The sequence below is a fragment of the Hymenobacter cyanobacteriorum genome, assembly GCF_022631375.1.
GTDB classification, from domain to species: domain Bacteria; phylum Bacteroidota; class Bacteroidia; order Cytophagales; family Hymenobacteraceae; genus Hymenobacter; species Hymenobacter cyanobacteriorum.
In genome coordinates, this window is sequence record NZ_JALBGC010000007.1 from 152,284 (window position 1) to 167,038 (window position 14,755).

Consider the following 14,755-nt stretch of genomic DNA (forward strand, 5'->3'; position numbering starts at 1 on the left):
ATTACTGCCGTGCAATCTGCCGGGTGAGCACCTGTCCATCGGGCAGCCGCAGGCTGAGCACGTAGAGGCCCGGCGCGAGTCCGGCTGCTTCGATGCGCAGCGCACCCGCGCCCGCCGCCGTGCTGGTAATCGACACCTGCTGGCCCAGCATATCCTGACAGCGGATTTCCGTTGGCAATACGTTGCCGCTAATGAAAAACGCGTCGGCGCTGGGGTTGGGGTAAATGCTGAAGTCGGCCTCGGTGGCGCGGCGGGTAGCGGTGGCCGTGCGGTTGGACGTGGCCAGCCAAATGGTGGCATTGAGCAGCAGGCGGGCGTGGTCGCCGTTGGCTTCGGCGGCCCAGCCGTCATACAGGTTGTTGCCGGGGGCACCGGTGCCATCGTCGGGCGGCGAAGAGTCGCCGAGGGCCGCCACGCGGCCCCGGCCGTAGCGGGCGCGGGCCACAATGGCCCCGGCCGCGCCGGTAGTCGCCGCGCCGGGCTTGAACAGCACGCCGCGCACGCTGGCATTGGCGGTGGTATTCAGCGTAAGGCTGGCGCCGTTGTGGTATTCCATCGCCACCGGGTTGCCGGCGGGGCCGTGCAGCAGCGAATCGGTGGGAGCCACGGCGGCGCCCACGCCGGTGGTGAACGTGAGGTTGTTGAGGTCGAAAGTGATGCCGAAGGGATTGGCGGGGCTAGCCGACGACATCAGGTCGTTCCAGATGGCCGGCGAGTCCCAGCCATCGCCGTTGCGGTCGGAGATGGTGTGGTCCGAAATCATGAACAGCCCGCCGCCGTTGCGCACGTAGTTCAGAATAGCGGTTTTTTCGGCGGTAGTGTAGCGCGTGTTGGGCTCGTCCACGATGTAGGCCGCGTAATTGCGCAGGTCCTGCGCATTGGTGGCGTCGCCATAGGTGATGCGGCCGCTACTAGGCAGGGTTTCGACCTGATAGCCGCGCTTTACCAGCGCAATGCCCCACGACGAAATCGCGCCCGTCCAGAAGCCCTCGGGTGTGTTGGCCGTGATGTTGCTCTGCGCGGGGGTGGGCAGGCGTTGCGGGCTGCCCGCTACGTCGGCGTCAATCACCCAGTCGGCATTACCGGCTGTTTGGGCTTTAGTGGCATCAAATAGAATTTTAACGGCTTGCTGAGCTCGCGCCTGCGTGCCGGTGAACAGGCCGAAAGTGAGTAATAAAGCGTAGTGAAAGCGCATCCGTGTGGGAATTCAATGAGGGCGAAACCTTAAAGTTACAGAAATTTCGGCTAGCGAAAATATAAATATGCAAGAAGGCCCTGCCGAGCTTAGCTCAACAGGGCCTTCTTGCATGAGCTGGTTAGCCACGCTCTAATTCCGCCGAATCATCTCCGCCACGGCATCCACCCAGTAGGGCTCCGAGTTGAGCGAAGGGACCAGCTGCCAATGCTTGCCGCCGGCTTCCTCAAATAATTCCTTGAATTCCTCGCCCACTTCGATGGTCGTTTCCAGGCAGTCGGCCACGAAAGCGGGGGAGAAGGCCAGCACGTTATTGATGCCTTTGGCCGGGAATTCCTTGATGACTTCGTCGGTGTAGGGCTGCAGCCAGGGGTCGCGTAGGCGGCTTTGCAGGCGGCTCTGGAAGGTGACGGTATACTGGTCGTCGCGCAGGCCCAGCTCCTTGGCCAGCAGGCGCGAGGTGGCGAAGCACTGCGCCCGGTAGCAGTAGCGGTTGTTTTTGTTGTAACTGGCGCAGCAGGTGCCCAGCTTGCAGTAGCCCTTGAAGCTGCCCTTGAGCACGTGCCGCTCCGGAATGCCGTGGTAGCTGAACACGATGTGGTCGTAGTCGTGCTTGGCCATCTCGGCCTTGCCCCGCGCCGCGAAGCTGCCGATAAAGCCCGGGTCGTCGGCAAAAGTGCTGATAAAGCTGATGTTGGGCACTATCCACCAGTCTTTTACAATGTCCATCACCTTCTCCTGCACCGAACCCGTGCTGGCCGACGCGTACTGCGGAAACAGCGGCAGCACGATGATGCGGTCCACGGCCGCGTCGCGCAGTTCCTCCAGCGCCTTTTCGATGCTGGGTTTCTGGTAGCGCATCCCGAAGGCCACCACATAATCCTTGCCCAGCACTTCCTTCAGCCGGGCCTGCAAATCGAGCCCGTGAAAGAGCAGGGGCGAGCCTCGTTCCGCATCCCAGAGCTGCTGGTAGATTTTGGCCGACTTTGGCGCCCGCAGCGGCACAATAATGCCCTGAAACAGCGGGTAGCGAATAGCAGCGGCCATATCAATCACACGGCTGTCGGTGAGGAATTCGTTGAGGTAGCGGCGCACATCGGGCGTGCTGGGCGAGTCGGGCGTGCCGAGGTTGACGAGGAGCACGCCAATGCGGCGGCCGGGAGTAGCGGGAGAATTCATTAGGGCAAAGTTCGGGAGCAGGCAGTGGAGTGTAGCGCGGACTTTGTAGTCCGCGAGTCTGGCGGTAAAACTCGCGGACTACAAAGTCCGCGCTACAGCATCCGCCCAGCAAACAGCCGGCAAGCAGCATGGTTTCATCCAGCCCGTCGCTGGCCCGATTTCCGCCCCACCCTAGCTTTTCCGACGCGAAAGCCGTACCTTTGCGGCCCTGATTATCAAACCCATCCATCGTGAACCCCGAAACTAAACCCCACCGCGCCGGCTTCGTGAGCATCATTGGCAAGCCCAACGTGGGCAAGTCCACGCTCATGAACGCGCTGGTGGGCGAGCGGCTCAGCATCGTCACGAGCAAGGCCCAGACCACGCGCCACCGCATCCTGGGCATTCTCAACGGCGATGATTTCCAGCTGATTTATTCCGACACGCCCGGCATCATCCAGCCCAAATACGAGCTGCACAATGCCATGATGTCGTTTGTGTACTCGTCGCTCGAAGATGCCGACGTGGTGCTCTTCGTGACGGACATCTACGAAAAGCACGACGAGGAGCCCGTAGTCGAGCGCCTGCGCAAAATGGTGGACACGCCCATCATCCTGCTCGTCAACAAAATCGACCAAGCCGACCAGGCCGAAGTGGAAGCCAAACTGGCCTACTGGAAAGAGCAGCTACCCAACGCCGCCGAAGTCCTGCCTATCTCGGCCCTCAACCACTTCGGCACCGACGGCGTGCTGCAGCTGGTGCTGGAGCGCCTGCCCGTGCATCCGCCATACTACCCAAAGGACGAGCTAACCGACAAGCCCGAGCGCTTTTTTGCCGCCGAAATGGTGCGCGAAAAAATCTTCAAGCTCTACAAAAAGGAAATTCCATACAGCTGCGAAGTTGTAATTGAAGAGTTCAAGGAAGAAGAGGCCATCATCCGTATTCGCGGCATCATCTACGTCGAGCGCAGCAGCCAGAAGGGCATCGTTATCGGCCAGGGCGGCGAGGCGCTGAAGAAAGTAGGCACCTGGGCGCGCGAGGAAATGGAGAAATTCTTCCTCAAAAAGGTGTTCCTCGAGCTACACGTGAAAGTGAACGAGAACTGGCGCACCGATGCGAAAGCATTGAGCCGGTTTGGTTATCAATAATAGTTTGTCATCCTGAGCGGAGCGAAGGACCTTATCACGCTCGCACCGCTTTGGTTGCTGCAAATCGTTCAGCAGTGAAAAGGTCCTTCGCTGCGCTCAGGATGACAGAGAAAATACATTCCGACCATCTATAACTAACACACCCCGGGCACTGCCGAATCTAGGTCGGGTCGGCGGCTGGGGCCACATATCATGTCAAAGCAAAACACGGTTGCCATCGTAGGGCGGCCCAACGTGGGCAAATCCACGCTTTTCAACCGCCTCGTGGGCCAGCGCAAGGCCATCATGGACAACGAGAGCGGCGTTACCCGCGACCGCCACTACGGCTACGGCGACTGGATTGGCAAGAATTTCACCGTGATTGACACAGGTGGGTACGTGCACAATTCGGAAGATATTTTCGAGGGCGAAATCAACAAGCAGGTGAAACTGGCCATTGAAGAGGCCGATGTGGTGCTCTTCATGGTGGATGCCGACGCCGGCGTGCACGGCCTCGACGAGGAGTTTGCACACGTGCTGCGCCGCTACATGGGCAAAAAGCCCATCTACCTGGTGGCCAACAAGGCCGACACCAACCTGCGCGCCAACGGCGTGGGCGAGTTCTATGCGCTGGGCCTGGGCGATGCCGAAATCTTCGCCATCAGCAGCCAGAACGGCCACGGCACTGGCGAATTGCTCGACGCCGTGGTAAGCCACTTCGACGACCCCGGCATCGAAGAGCCCGAGTCGGAAATCCCGCGCATTGCCGTGGTGGGCCGCCCCAACGTGGGCAAATCCAGCCTCGTGAACCTGCTGCTCGGCGAAGACCGCAGCATCGTGACCGACATTGCCGGCACCACCCGCGACTCGATTTCGGCCCGTTACAATGCCTTCGGCAAGGAGTTCATTCTGGTCGATACCGCCGGCCTGCGCCGCAAAGCCAAGGTGAGCGAGGATGTAGAATTCTACGCCAACATGCGCAGCCTGCGCGCCCTGGAGGAGGCCGACGTCTGCATCGTGATGCTCGACGCCAGTCGCGGCATCGAGGCCCAGGACGTGAACATCATCACCCTGGCCGACAAGAACCGCAAAGGCATTGTGATTCTGGTGAATAAGTGGGATTTGGTGGAGAACAAAGACACCAACACGGCCAAGGAGTTCGAGGCGAAAATCCTCGAAAAGATTGCGCCCATCTCCTACATCCCCGTCATCTTCATCTCGGTGCTGAACAAGCAGCGCGTGCACAAGGCCATCGAAACGGCCATCGAAGTGTATCACAACAAGCGTCGCAAAATTCCGACCTCTCAGCTCAACGACGTGATGCTGAAGGAGATTGAGAAGTACGGCCCGCCCGCGCTCAAGGGCAAGATGATTCGCATCAAGTACGTGACGCAGCTGCCCACGCACAACCCCGTGTTTGCCTTCTTCGCCAACCTGCCGCAGTACGTGCAAACCAACTACACGCGCTACCTCGAAAACCGGATGCGCGAGCATTTCGACTTCACGGGCGTACCCATCGGCATTGTGTTCCGCAAAAAATAGGTTCTGAGGATTTGTGAAGCGGTTTTATAAAAACTTCACAAATTTTTTATTCGGGGCGGGTTACCTCTACCGTGTGTGGGTATAAAGCCCCGAATTTGAAATTTTGCTTCGGCTAAAACTTCAGAAGTTGCCTGAAATCTCACCCCAACATTTAACAAAAAACAAGATGAAAAAAGTATTGTTCCTCGCCCTGGCTGCCGCTTCGTTCTCGTTCACCGCTTGCGAAAGCAAGAAAGAAGAGGCTGTTGAGCAGCAAGCTGAAAACGTAGAAGCTGCTGGCGAAGCCAAAGCTGACGCTATGGAAGACAAGGCTGACGCCGTACGTGACTCGGCTGATGCTAAGTCGGACGCTATGGAGAACGCCGCTGACAAAATGGCTCCCGCCGGCGCTACCGAAACCACCACCACCACGACCGAGGTTAAGAAGTAATTCTTGCTAATTTGGTGTAAAAAAAAGCCTCTCCGGTAACGGAGAGGCTTTTTTGTGTTTGGGGCTGTCGCGTGGACTCTGTATTCCGCGTCAGGAAAGGTTTGTTGGGGTAGCGTGGATACGCGGACCGTAAAGTCCGCGCTACAGCTCGGTTTCGGGCAAGCCCAGCCGCCGGTTCAGCAGGTTATCCACTACCTCGAACAGGCGGCGGGGCTCGTAGGTGCGCCAGGGAAGGTCGTCGAGCTGGCCGCCGAAATTGATGTAGTTATCCACGTTGTACTGCTTCATCTCGCGCAGCACGTGTTCCTGAAAATTCACGCCGGCAATCCAGCCATCCTCCACGTCCTCGTACCATTCTTCGTAGTACGAGTCGTCGGAGCCGTGGAAGTTGAACACGTTTTCGCCGATGAGGATGAACTTGCGGATGCCCTCGTGGGTGAGAATATCGATGATATTCCGCTTGAGCTCCATGATGTCGTTTTCGATGGCATCGTTCCATTCGCCAATGAATTCGAGCACGGCAATGCCCAACTCATAATCGGCAAACAGGATTTTGAAGAACAGCGTATCCGACCCCAGGCTGTCCCACTGCGGGTGGATGTAGTAGCCGTAGATGGTGTTGGTGTAGGTGTCGAGGCTGTTTTCGGTTTCGAAAAGTGGCGAGCGAGGGTCTTCAGAAGCAGAGTACTGCTCAATCCAGTTGTAGTGCGGCTCGATGGTGTGCATAGGGCAAGTAGAGCACACGTTTTAGCTTGTGCCTCTCTAGAAACGCCGAAGGCCCCGAATCGTTCGCCCGAAAAAATAAGCCCGTGAGGCACAAGCTAAAGCATGTGCTACGCGCGAGCATCCAGCGCTGCGCGCACGCTGCCATGCCGCTTCAGCAGCTCTGCCGCCTCCGCTTGCCCGATGCCGAGCTCATCCATCAGCATGCGCTCGCCGCGGTCCACCAGCTTCACGTTGGAGAGCTTCATGTCGACCATCTTGTTGCCGCGCACGTAGCCCAGGCGAATAAACGTGGCCGTAGTGAGCATATTAAGCGCCATTTTCTGGGCCGACCCGGCTTTCAGGCGGGTGCTGCCCGTGATGAATTCCGGCCCCGTCACCACTTCTACCGGAAACTCGGCCGCCGCCGCCACCGCCGAACCGGCGTTGCACACCACGCAACCGGTCGCCACACCGGCCGCCCGCGCCCGCTGCAGCCCGCCAATCACGTAGGGCGTGCGGCCCGAAGCGGCAATGCCCACCAGCACGTCTTTCGCGCTGATATTGTGCTGCTGCAAGTCAAACCAGGCCTGTTCAGCGTCGTCTTCGGCTCCCTCTACTGCTACCCGAATGGCGCCGTCACCGCCCGCCATGATGCCCACCACCATCTCGGCCGGCACCCCGAACGTGGGCGGGCATTCCGAAGCATCCACTACGCCCAGCCGCCCGCTGGTGCCCGCTCCGATGTAGAACAGCCGCCCGCCGTCGCGCAGCCGGGCTACCGTGGCTTCCACCAACGCCTCAATCTGCGGCAGGGCTTTGGCCACGGTTTCGGGCACGGTGCGGTCGAGCTGGTTCATGCCAGCCAGCAGCTCAGTGGTCGACAGCGTTTCGAGGTGGTTGAATTCGGAGGGTGCTTCGGTGGTCATCATCGTGTAGAACATGCTTTAGCTTGTTCAATAAATGGTTTTGGGCGTCAATCAGGAAAAGGCCTGCTTTACACAAGTTGGCCCACAACGGGGAAATTGTCGAATACGTTGGCCGTATGCGGCGCATCTTTGTCCAGTTCGGCAGTGAGGTCTTGGCCGGCCCAGTGCTCGTAGTGGTTGCCGCGCCGCCAGAGTCGCGAGCGGCTCACGTCGTAAATCTGCCCTTGGTAGGCTACCCAGATTTCGTCGCGGTCCTGGCCATTACGCAGGGCGAGCTGGTTCTTGGTGTAGGTTTTAGTTGTTGGTTGGTCGTTGTTAGTTGTCAGGCTCATGCGGGTTCTACAATTTTCAAACACGAAATCTAACAACTGACAACAACCAACAGACAACTAAAATCTAGCTCAACAGCGCCTGCAGCCGAATCCAGCGTTGCGGCAGGTCGCCCTGCGAGGCATTCAGGTAGTCCTCGTACGTGCACGGTACCACGCGCTTGGTGGCGTTATCGCCGAGGCGCTCCACTTCCATCCACCACTTTTCGGCGCGGCGCGATTTGTAGAACACCAGCTTGTCGGGGTTGCCGGGCAGCACCACGGTGTAGGTGAGGAAGCGGAAGGTGCCGAAACCGGTTTCGGGCCGGCGGTGGTAGAAGCCCTCCACGAAATACCAGAGCATGGTGGCAATGGTGGCGGCAGCCAGTCCGTTGGGGTCCACGTCGGCGCGGTAGCCATAGAGGCCGAAAGAGCTGAGCTGCTCGTTGTGGCCGGCGTACCAGCACAGCTGCGTGGCTTCCTCGTTGCCCAAGCCAAACGGGTTGGCCGGGTAGTAGCCCGGTGAGTCCTGCCAGCGGATGGCGGCAATGTCGACGCTCATAAAATCGGCCTGGCGCACCAGCGGCTCGGCCAGGCGGCGGTCGGCGCGCACCTCGCCCACGCTCATTGTGTCGAAGTGCAGCTTTTCGAGGGCCACCATCACCTCGGGCGGTGTGAGGTACTGCTGATGGCCCAAGTGGGCCAGGCTGAAGACAATATTGGGCTCGTGCACCAGCAGGCGGCGCAAGTGGCTTTCCTCGGGCGGAGTGCCGGGACCGGGCTCAGCCATATCGGGCCGCGAGTCCACCACCGTCACGTTCACGGTGCGGTTCTGCACCTCGTAGGCCAGGAACTGGCCGTAGTCCAAATCGTGGCTGCCACCGAGCAGAATGGGCACCGTGTTTTCTTCCAGCAGTGCCCCGATAATTTCGCGCAGCCGCTGGTAGGTGTCCTCTAAGGTGAGGCCGGGCCGCAGGTTGCCGAGGTCGACCAACCGGAGCAGGCCGGAGCCTTTTTGCAGCTGGTAGAAGCGCTGGCGCACTTCGTTGGGGCCATGGCGGCGGGCATTGGGCGGGCCGGCCGCGCTGCCGCGCCACTCATCGAGGCCGATGAGGGCCAGGTCGGCGGTGCGCCAGTCGGGGAAGGTTTCGGTGAAGCGGGTGGCGTAGGCGGCCAGCGTGGTAGGAGCGGGCGTGGCCTCGGTCAGCGTTTCCGGCAGCGGGTCAAAAAACAGGGCCAGATTCATTGGGAGCGGGAATGCACGGGGCCCAAAATTACACCGAAAAAAGCCGGATTTTGGGCCTTTTTGAGCCTTTTCGCGGCTGATTTGGTTTTGGGCCGTATTAGCACTGCCACAGACGTGGTTAGTCCGCCCTGGCGCAGCCCCGAAAAAAGCGCTTTATTTAAGCTGAATTTTACCCCATCCGCCTTATCCGACCCCACCCATGGACGTTCGTCGCGCCTTTGATATTCTGACCCACCAAATTGCCGAGTCGCCAAAATCCGACGCGCTGGCCTCCAAAATCGACGGTAAGTGGGTGCCCATCAGCAGCCAGGAACTGCAGGACCAGGCCAACCTGGTGTCGCTCGGCCTCGTGTCGCTCGGCCTCAAGCGCGGCGATAAAGTGGCCATTATTAGCATGAACCGCCCCGAGTGGATGATGGCCGACTTCGGTATCTCCCAAATTGGGGCCACCAGCGTGCCAATGTACCCGAGCATTACGGTAGAGGACTACAAATTCATCTTCACCGACGCGGGTGTGCGGGCCGTGTTCGTGGCCGATAAGAAGCTATACGACAAGGTTAAAGAGGCTACCCAGGGCCTCGATATTCCCGCGGAAAACATCTTTACCTTCGACAAAATCGAAGGCGCCCGCCACTTCAGCGAGCTGCTGGAGCTGGGCAAAAAAGGCAACGCAACCGACCTGGAGTCGCTAAAAGCTGCTGTGGAGCCCGACGACTTGCTCACGCTCATCTACACCAGCGGCACCACCGGCCAGCCCAAGGGCGTGATGCTGACGCACGACAATATCCTGAGCAACTGCCGCAACTCGCAGCGCTTCGTGCCCGTCACGAAGAACGATAAGGCGCTTAGTTTCCTGCCGCTCTGCCACATTTTCGAGCGCATGGTGACCTATCTGTACATGATTAACGGCGTGAGCATTTACTACGCTGAAAACATGGACGTCATCGCCGACAACCTGCGCGAAGTGAAGCCCGAAATCTTCACCACCGTGCCGCGCTTGCTGGAGAAGGTGTATGATAAAATCGTCGCCAAAGGCCACGAACTCGAAGGCGTGAAGAAGAGCCTGTTTTTCTGGGCTTTGGATTTGGGTCTGAAGTACGATACCCAGAAAGACCAGGGTTTCCTGTATAATACGCAGCTGGCGCTGGCCAATAAGCTCATCTTCAACAAGTGGCGCGAGGCGCTGGGCGGCAACCTGCGCTGCATCGTGAGCGGCGGCGGCGCCTTGCAGCCGCGCCTGGCCCGCGTGTTCTGGGCCGCCGGCATTCGGGTGATGGAGGGCTACGGCCTGACCGAAACCTCGCCTGTAATTGCTGTGGGCGGCTACGAGCCGGAGAACAACATGATTGGCACCGTCGGCCCGCTCATCGACAACATGCAGGTGAAAATTGCTGCCGACGGCGAAATTCTGACTAAATCGGCCTCCGTGATGAAGGGCTACTACAACCAGCCCGAGCTCACGGCCAAGGAATTCGACGAAGAAGGCTGGTTCCACACCGGCGACATCGGCGAGCTGGTGAACGGCAAGTTTCTGAAAATCACCGACCGCAAGAAGGAGATGTTCAAGACGTCGGGAGGCAAGTACATTGCCCCGCAGGTTATCGAAGGCAAGCTGAAGGAAGACCCGCTCATCGAGCAAGCCATGGTGGTAGGGGCCGACCAAAAATTCGCTTCCGCCCTGGTTATTCCGTCCTTCCCCGACCTCAAAGGCTGGTGCAAGCGCAACGGCGTGCCCGATGCTCCCAACGAGGAGCTGGTGAAGAACGAGAAAGTGGTGAAGCTTTACAAAGACCTGATTGACAAGTATAACAAAGGCTTCGCGCAGTGGGAGCAGGTGAAGCGGCACGAGTTGCTGCCAACCCTGTGGACCGTGGAAACCGGCGAGATGACGCCCACCATGAAAGTAAAGCGCAAGGTCATTGCCGAAAACAACAAGGACCTTATTGCCGACATCTACGCGAGGGCCGAGAAGGAGCCGCACGAGCGCACGGCCCACTAGGCATGTCTCGCCTGTCATTGCGAGTGGAGCGCAGCGGAACGCGGCAATCCTTCCTCTTTTGGCGACCAACCTACTAATGTGAAAAGCCCTAACTCTACTTAAAGAGTTAGGGCTTTTTGCGTGAACAGCTTTTCACATCTTAAGGGCTTTGTGTATCGAGAGGAAAGATTGCCGCGTTCCGCTGCGCTCCACTCGCAATGACAGAAAGATTTTGGCAACTGTTATGCAAGCCTAACAAATTTTGCGTAAGTTTACCGCACTATCAGCCCGCCCATGAGACCCGAAGAAACCGTTGATTATAACATAAAAGTGGCCTGGCACGCGATTTCGCGGATGTACAACACGCAGGCCGCGCAGAACGACATCACCACGAGCATCGGCTTCGTGCTGCTGAATATCGACCAGGAGCGTGGCACGCCGGCCACCAAAATCGCCCCGCTGCTGGGTCTCGAAACCCGCAGTCTTACGCGCATCCTGCGCAGCATGGAGGAAAAGGGCTTGATTTACAAACAGGCCGACTCGGTGGATAAACGCTCGGTGCGCATCTTCCTTACGCCGCTGGGACTGGAGAAAAAGGAGGTGTCGCGCCAGACGGTGCGCCACTTCAACCTGAAAATCCGCGAGAAAATCCCGCAGAGCCAGCTGGATGTGTTCTTCAAAGTAGCCGCCCAGATTACGGGTATGATTGAGGGTAAAACCCTCTTCGAAGACTTCGTGCTGAAACCGCTGATGAGCGAGTCGTCGGCTTCTTAAGTAGCTGCAAAATCGTTGTCATGCTGACGAAGGAAGCATCTTATCACGGCTGCTTTCGTCAGATTTACTTCTCATTAAGGTGCGAACGTGATAAGGTCCTTCGCTCCGCTCAGGATGACAGTTTAACATCATTATGAATCGAACCATCAAGAAAGTTGCCGTGCTCGGCTCCGGCGTTATGGGCTCGCGCATTGCCTGCCACTTCGCCAACATTGGCGTGCAGGTGCTGCTGCTCGACATCGCCCCCAAAGAGCTGACGCCCGACGAAGAGAAGAAGGGCCTGAAGCTGGAGGCGCCGGCTGTACGCAACCGCATTGTAAACGCTGCGCTGCAGGCTGCAATCGTTGCCAACCCCTCGCCGCTCTACCGCAAAGCCGACGCCAGCCGCATCAAAACCGGCAACTTCGATGACAACCTGAAGGATATTGCTACCTGCGACTGGACGATTGAGGTGGTCGTGGAGCGGCTCGACATCAAGAAAAGCCTGTTTGAGCGTGTGGAGCAGTTCCGCAAAAAGGGCACCCTGATTACGAGCAACACCAGCGGCATCCCGATTCACCTGATGACGGAGGGCCGCTCGGAGGATTTCAAGAAACACTTCTGCGGCACCCACTTCTTCAACCCGCCCCGCTATCTGAAGCTGCTCGAAATCATTCCGACGCCGGACACTGACCCGGCCATCGTGGATTTCCTGCTGCACTACGGCGACCTGTACCTGGGTAAAACCACCGTGCTGGCCAAGGATACCCCGGCCTTCATCGCCAACCGCGTGGGCGTGTTCGCCATCATGGACGTGCTGCGCATCATGCAGGAGCTGGGTTTGACGGTGGAGGAAGTGGATAAGCTCACCGGCCCGGTGATTGGCCACGCCAAGTCGGCCACCTTCCGTACTTCGGATGTGGTGGGCCTCGATACGCTGATGAACGTGGCCAACGGCCTGGCTCAGGGCCTGCCCAACGACGAGGCCAAGGTCGTGTTCGCGCTGCCCGAGTTCCTCAAGAAAATGGGCGAGAACAAGTGGCTGGGCGACAAAACCGGCCAGGGCTTTTACAAGAAAGTGAAGGGCGAAGGCGGCAAGTCGGAGATTCAGGCCCTCGACCTGAATACGCTGGAATACAAGCCCGGCAGCAAGGTGAAATTCGCCACGCTGGAGCTCACCAAAGCCATCGAAACCCTCGCGCCCCGCTTCGGCGTGCTCATCACGGGCAAGGACAAGGCTGGCGAGTTCTACCGCAAGAGCTTCGGCAGCCTGTTTGCCTACGTGAGCAACCGCGTGCCCGAAATCACCGACGCGCTGTACAAGATTGACGACGCGCTGCGCGCCGGCTTCGGCTGGGAAATGGGCCCGTTTGAAACCTGGGACGCCATTGGCGTGCAGAAAGGCATTGAGCTGATGCAAGCCGAGGGCAAAGAGCCGGCGGCCTGGGTAACCGAGATGCTGGCCGCTGGCCACACCACCTTCTACAAGGTGAACGACAAGGGCGCCAAAGAATTCTACGACGCCGAAAGCAAGAGTTACCAGCCCATCCGCGGCGTGGAGAACTTCATCATTCTCGACAACCTGCGCGCTACCGGCAAGGTGCTGTGGAAAAACGCGGGCGCTTCGGTGCTCGACTTGGGCAACGGCATCCTCAACGTGGAGTTCCACTCCAAAATGAACTCGCTGGGCCAGGACGTGATTCTGGGCCTGCTGAAGGGCGTGGAGATGGCCGAAGCCGGCTACCGCGGCCTCGTGGTGGGCAACGACGCGCCGAACTTCTCGGCCGGTGCCAACCTCGGCCTCGTGTATATGCAGGCCCTGGAGCAGGAGTTCGACGAGCTGAACATGATGATTCAGCAGTTCCAGCAGGCCATGATGCGGATGCGCTACAGCAGCATCCCGGTGGTGGGCACCCCGCACGGCCTCACGCTGGGCGGCGGCTGCGAGCTGAACCTGCACTGTGACCGCGTGGTAGCGGCTGCCGAAACCTACATGGGCCTCGTGGAATTCGGCGTAGGCCTCATCCCCGGCGGCGGTGGCACCAAGGAAATGACCCTGCGCACCGCGGCCAAGTACGAAGACGGCGAGCCCGAATTCAACCTGCTGCGCAACACCTACATGACCATCAGCACCGCCAAAGTCTCGACCTCGGCCGCCGAGGCTTTCGACCTGGGCTTCCTGCGTCGGGGCGACGAGATTGTGGTGAACTCGAACCGCGTCATCGCCCAGGCCAAAGCTGCCGCGCTGGATTTGGCCGATGCCGGCTACACCCAGCCCGTGCCGAAAACCAATATCAAGGTGCACGGCAAGGGCGCGCTGGCCATGTTTAAAACCGGTGTGTACGCTATGCAGCAAGGCAACTACATCTCGACCCACGACCAGCTCATTGCCGATAAGCTGGCCTACGTGATGTGCGGCGGCGACCTCTCGGCCCCGACCGAAGTGAGCGAGCAGTACCTGCTGGACTTGGAGCGCGAGGCGTTCCTGAGCCTCTGCGGCGAGCGCAAAACGCTGGAACGGATTCAGAGCATTCTGACCACCGGCAAGCCTCTTAGAAACTAAGCACCTCAAGCTGCTATGGCTTCTCAAGCAAATGCTGTGATGGATGAAAGGGTAGTGCAAACATTGGCTTTGCACTACCTCCACTCACGCTACGCGAAGATGAATCCCCAAAGCAAAATTTTCGCTGATGTGGAAATGTTGTTGAATAAGCAGTATGAAGGAAAAAAAGGTCACGATAGAGTTGACGGTCTGATTTGTATCAACAAAGCAGGCAATAGTCATTCTGTGGCAATCGAAGCGAAATCGATGAAAACTGCTTACTCTTTACTGACGGCTTCAAAAGAAGCCAGTACCAAACAGACTCTGTTAATCAGTGCGTTGCTGGTCGTGCCAACATTTATAGCTCTGGTGGTATGCTGGACTTTAGCTTGGTACTGGTTGATACTAATCGCCGCAGGAACGTTGCTGGCTTCTTTTCTGGTAATCGGCTTTTACAATGACTCGCCTTCGTTGCTGACGACGGGCGTGCATGAGCAGCTAGGACGGTATGCCGGTAATGAAAAGTGGCTGGCTCTGCCGGAAGAAGCCAAGCAGTATCTAGTATCTACCGAAAAGTGGAATCATTTTTTGAAAATTTGCAGGCATGTCGGCTATGGATTGGTGACTGTGAATCATGACGGATTTGTTGTTGAATGGCAGGGACCTAAGCAAATTCAGGGAGATTTCATTGGCTCTTATAAGCAGGAACAGGAAATAAGAAATTATCTAGCCGGAAAAACGTCGCAGCTTACGAACTACGCAAGTTGCTTGCATTTCAAAAACAAGTTGCAAACTGTGGCCTGTAAAAATCCTTTGTCAAAGGTTTCGGTGCCCGTAATCTGATA

The 14,755-nt window shown here is 58.3% G+C and carries 13 protein-coding genes; 7 read left to right on the forward strand and 6 right to left on the reverse strand.

Annotated elements, in window-relative coordinates:
• Position 1 precedes the first annotated feature (1 nt).
• Positions 2 to 1,195 (reverse strand): T9SS type A sorting domain-containing protein, encoded by a 1,194-nt coding sequence (locus MON38_RS21670; RefSeq protein WP_241938250.1) that lies wholly within the window; start codon positions 1,193 to 1,195, stop codon positions 2 to 4.
• Positions 1,196 to 1,327: 132 nt separating this feature from the next.
• Positions 1,328 to 2,374 (reverse strand): ferrochelatase, encoded by a 1,047-nt coding sequence (gene hemH / locus MON38_RS21675; protein ID WP_241938251.1) that lies wholly within the window; start codon positions 2,372 to 2,374, stop codon positions 1,328 to 1,330.
• Between the two features lie 230 nt (positions 2,375 to 2,604).
• Between hemH and era the strand changes: the two genes are divergently transcribed.
• The 3 genes from era to MON38_RS21690 all read left to right on the forward strand — a co-directional run bounded on the left by era (position 2,605) and on the right by MON38_RS21690 (position 5,452).
• Positions 2,605 to 3,501, forward strand: a complete 897-nt coding sequence (gene era, locus MON38_RS21680) for a GTPase Era (RefSeq protein WP_241938252.1) — start codon at positions 2,605 to 2,607, stop codon at positions 3,499 to 3,501.
• A gap of 192 nt (positions 3,502 to 3,693) precedes the next feature.
• Positions 3,694 to 5,022: a ribosome biogenesis GTPase Der gene (gene der, locus MON38_RS21685; RefSeq protein WP_241938253.1), complete on the forward strand. Its 1,329-nt coding sequence runs from the start codon at positions 3,694 to 3,696 to the stop codon at positions 5,020 to 5,022.
• Between the two features lie 166 nt (positions 5,023 to 5,188).
• Positions 5,189 to 5,452, forward strand: a complete 264-nt coding sequence (locus MON38_RS21690) for a hypothetical protein (protein WP_241938254.1) — start codon at positions 5,189 to 5,191, stop codon at positions 5,450 to 5,452.
• A 141-nt stretch (positions 5,453 to 5,593) separates the two neighbouring features.
• Here MON38_RS21690 and MON38_RS21695 read toward each other — a convergent pair whose 3' ends face one another.
• The 4 genes from MON38_RS21695 to MON38_RS21710 form a co-directional block, all read right to left on the reverse strand.
• Positions 5,594 to 6,178 carry a hypothetical protein gene (locus MON38_RS21695; protein ID WP_241938255.1) on the reverse strand — a complete coding sequence of 195 codons (585 nt, stop codon included), beginning with the start codon at positions 6,176 to 6,178 and terminating at the stop codon, positions 5,594 to 5,596.
• 107 nt (positions 6,179 to 6,285) lie between these two features.
• Entirely contained in the window at positions 6,286 to 7,083 is a 798-nt protein-coding gene (gene murQ / locus MON38_RS21700; protein WP_241938344.1) for an N-acetylmuramic acid 6-phosphate etherase, read from the reverse strand.
• Between the two features lie 68 nt (positions 7,084 to 7,151).
• On the reverse strand, positions 7,152 to 7,415 hold the full coding sequence (locus MON38_RS21705) for a cytochrome b5 domain-containing protein (protein ID WP_241938256.1): 264 nt from the start codon (positions 7,413 to 7,415) through the stop codon (positions 7,152 to 7,154).
• A gap of 64 nt (positions 7,416 to 7,479) precedes the next feature.
• Entirely contained in the window at positions 7,480 to 8,637 is a 1,158-nt protein-coding gene (locus tag MON38_RS21710; RefSeq protein WP_241938257.1) for a formimidoylglutamase, read from the reverse strand.
• Positions 8,638 to 8,836: 199 nt separating this feature from the next.
• Here MON38_RS21710 and MON38_RS21715 point away from each other — a divergent pair, with 199 nt between their 5' ends.
• The 4 genes from MON38_RS21715 to MON38_RS21730 all read left to right on the forward strand — a co-directional run bounded on the left by MON38_RS21715 (position 8,837) and on the right by MON38_RS21730 (position 14,753).
• Positions 8,837 to 10,636, forward strand: coding sequence for an AMP-dependent synthetase/ligase (locus MON38_RS21715; RefSeq protein WP_241938258.1), 1,800 nt, complete (start codon positions 8,837 to 8,839; stop codon positions 10,634 to 10,636).
• A 273-nt stretch (positions 10,637 to 10,909) separates the two neighbouring features.
• Positions 10,910 to 11,389 carry a MarR family winged helix-turn-helix transcriptional regulator gene (locus MON38_RS21720; RefSeq protein WP_241938259.1) on the forward strand — a complete coding sequence of 160 codons (480 nt, stop codon included), beginning with the start codon at positions 10,910 to 10,912 and terminating at the stop codon, positions 11,387 to 11,389.
• A 133-nt stretch (positions 11,390 to 11,522) separates the two neighbouring features.
• A complete protein-coding gene (locus tag MON38_RS21725; RefSeq protein ID WP_241938260.1) occupies positions 11,523 to 13,931 on the forward strand; it encodes a 3-hydroxyacyl-CoA dehydrogenase/enoyl-CoA hydratase family protein in 2,409 nt (802 codons plus the stop codon).
• A gap of 15 nt (positions 13,932 to 13,946) precedes the next feature.
• On the forward strand, positions 13,947 to 14,753 hold the full coding sequence (locus tag MON38_RS21730; RefSeq protein WP_241938261.1) for a hypothetical protein: 807 nt from the start codon (positions 13,947 to 13,949) through the stop codon (positions 14,751 to 14,753).
• The last annotated feature ends 2 nt before the right edge of the window (positions 14,754 to 14,755 follow it).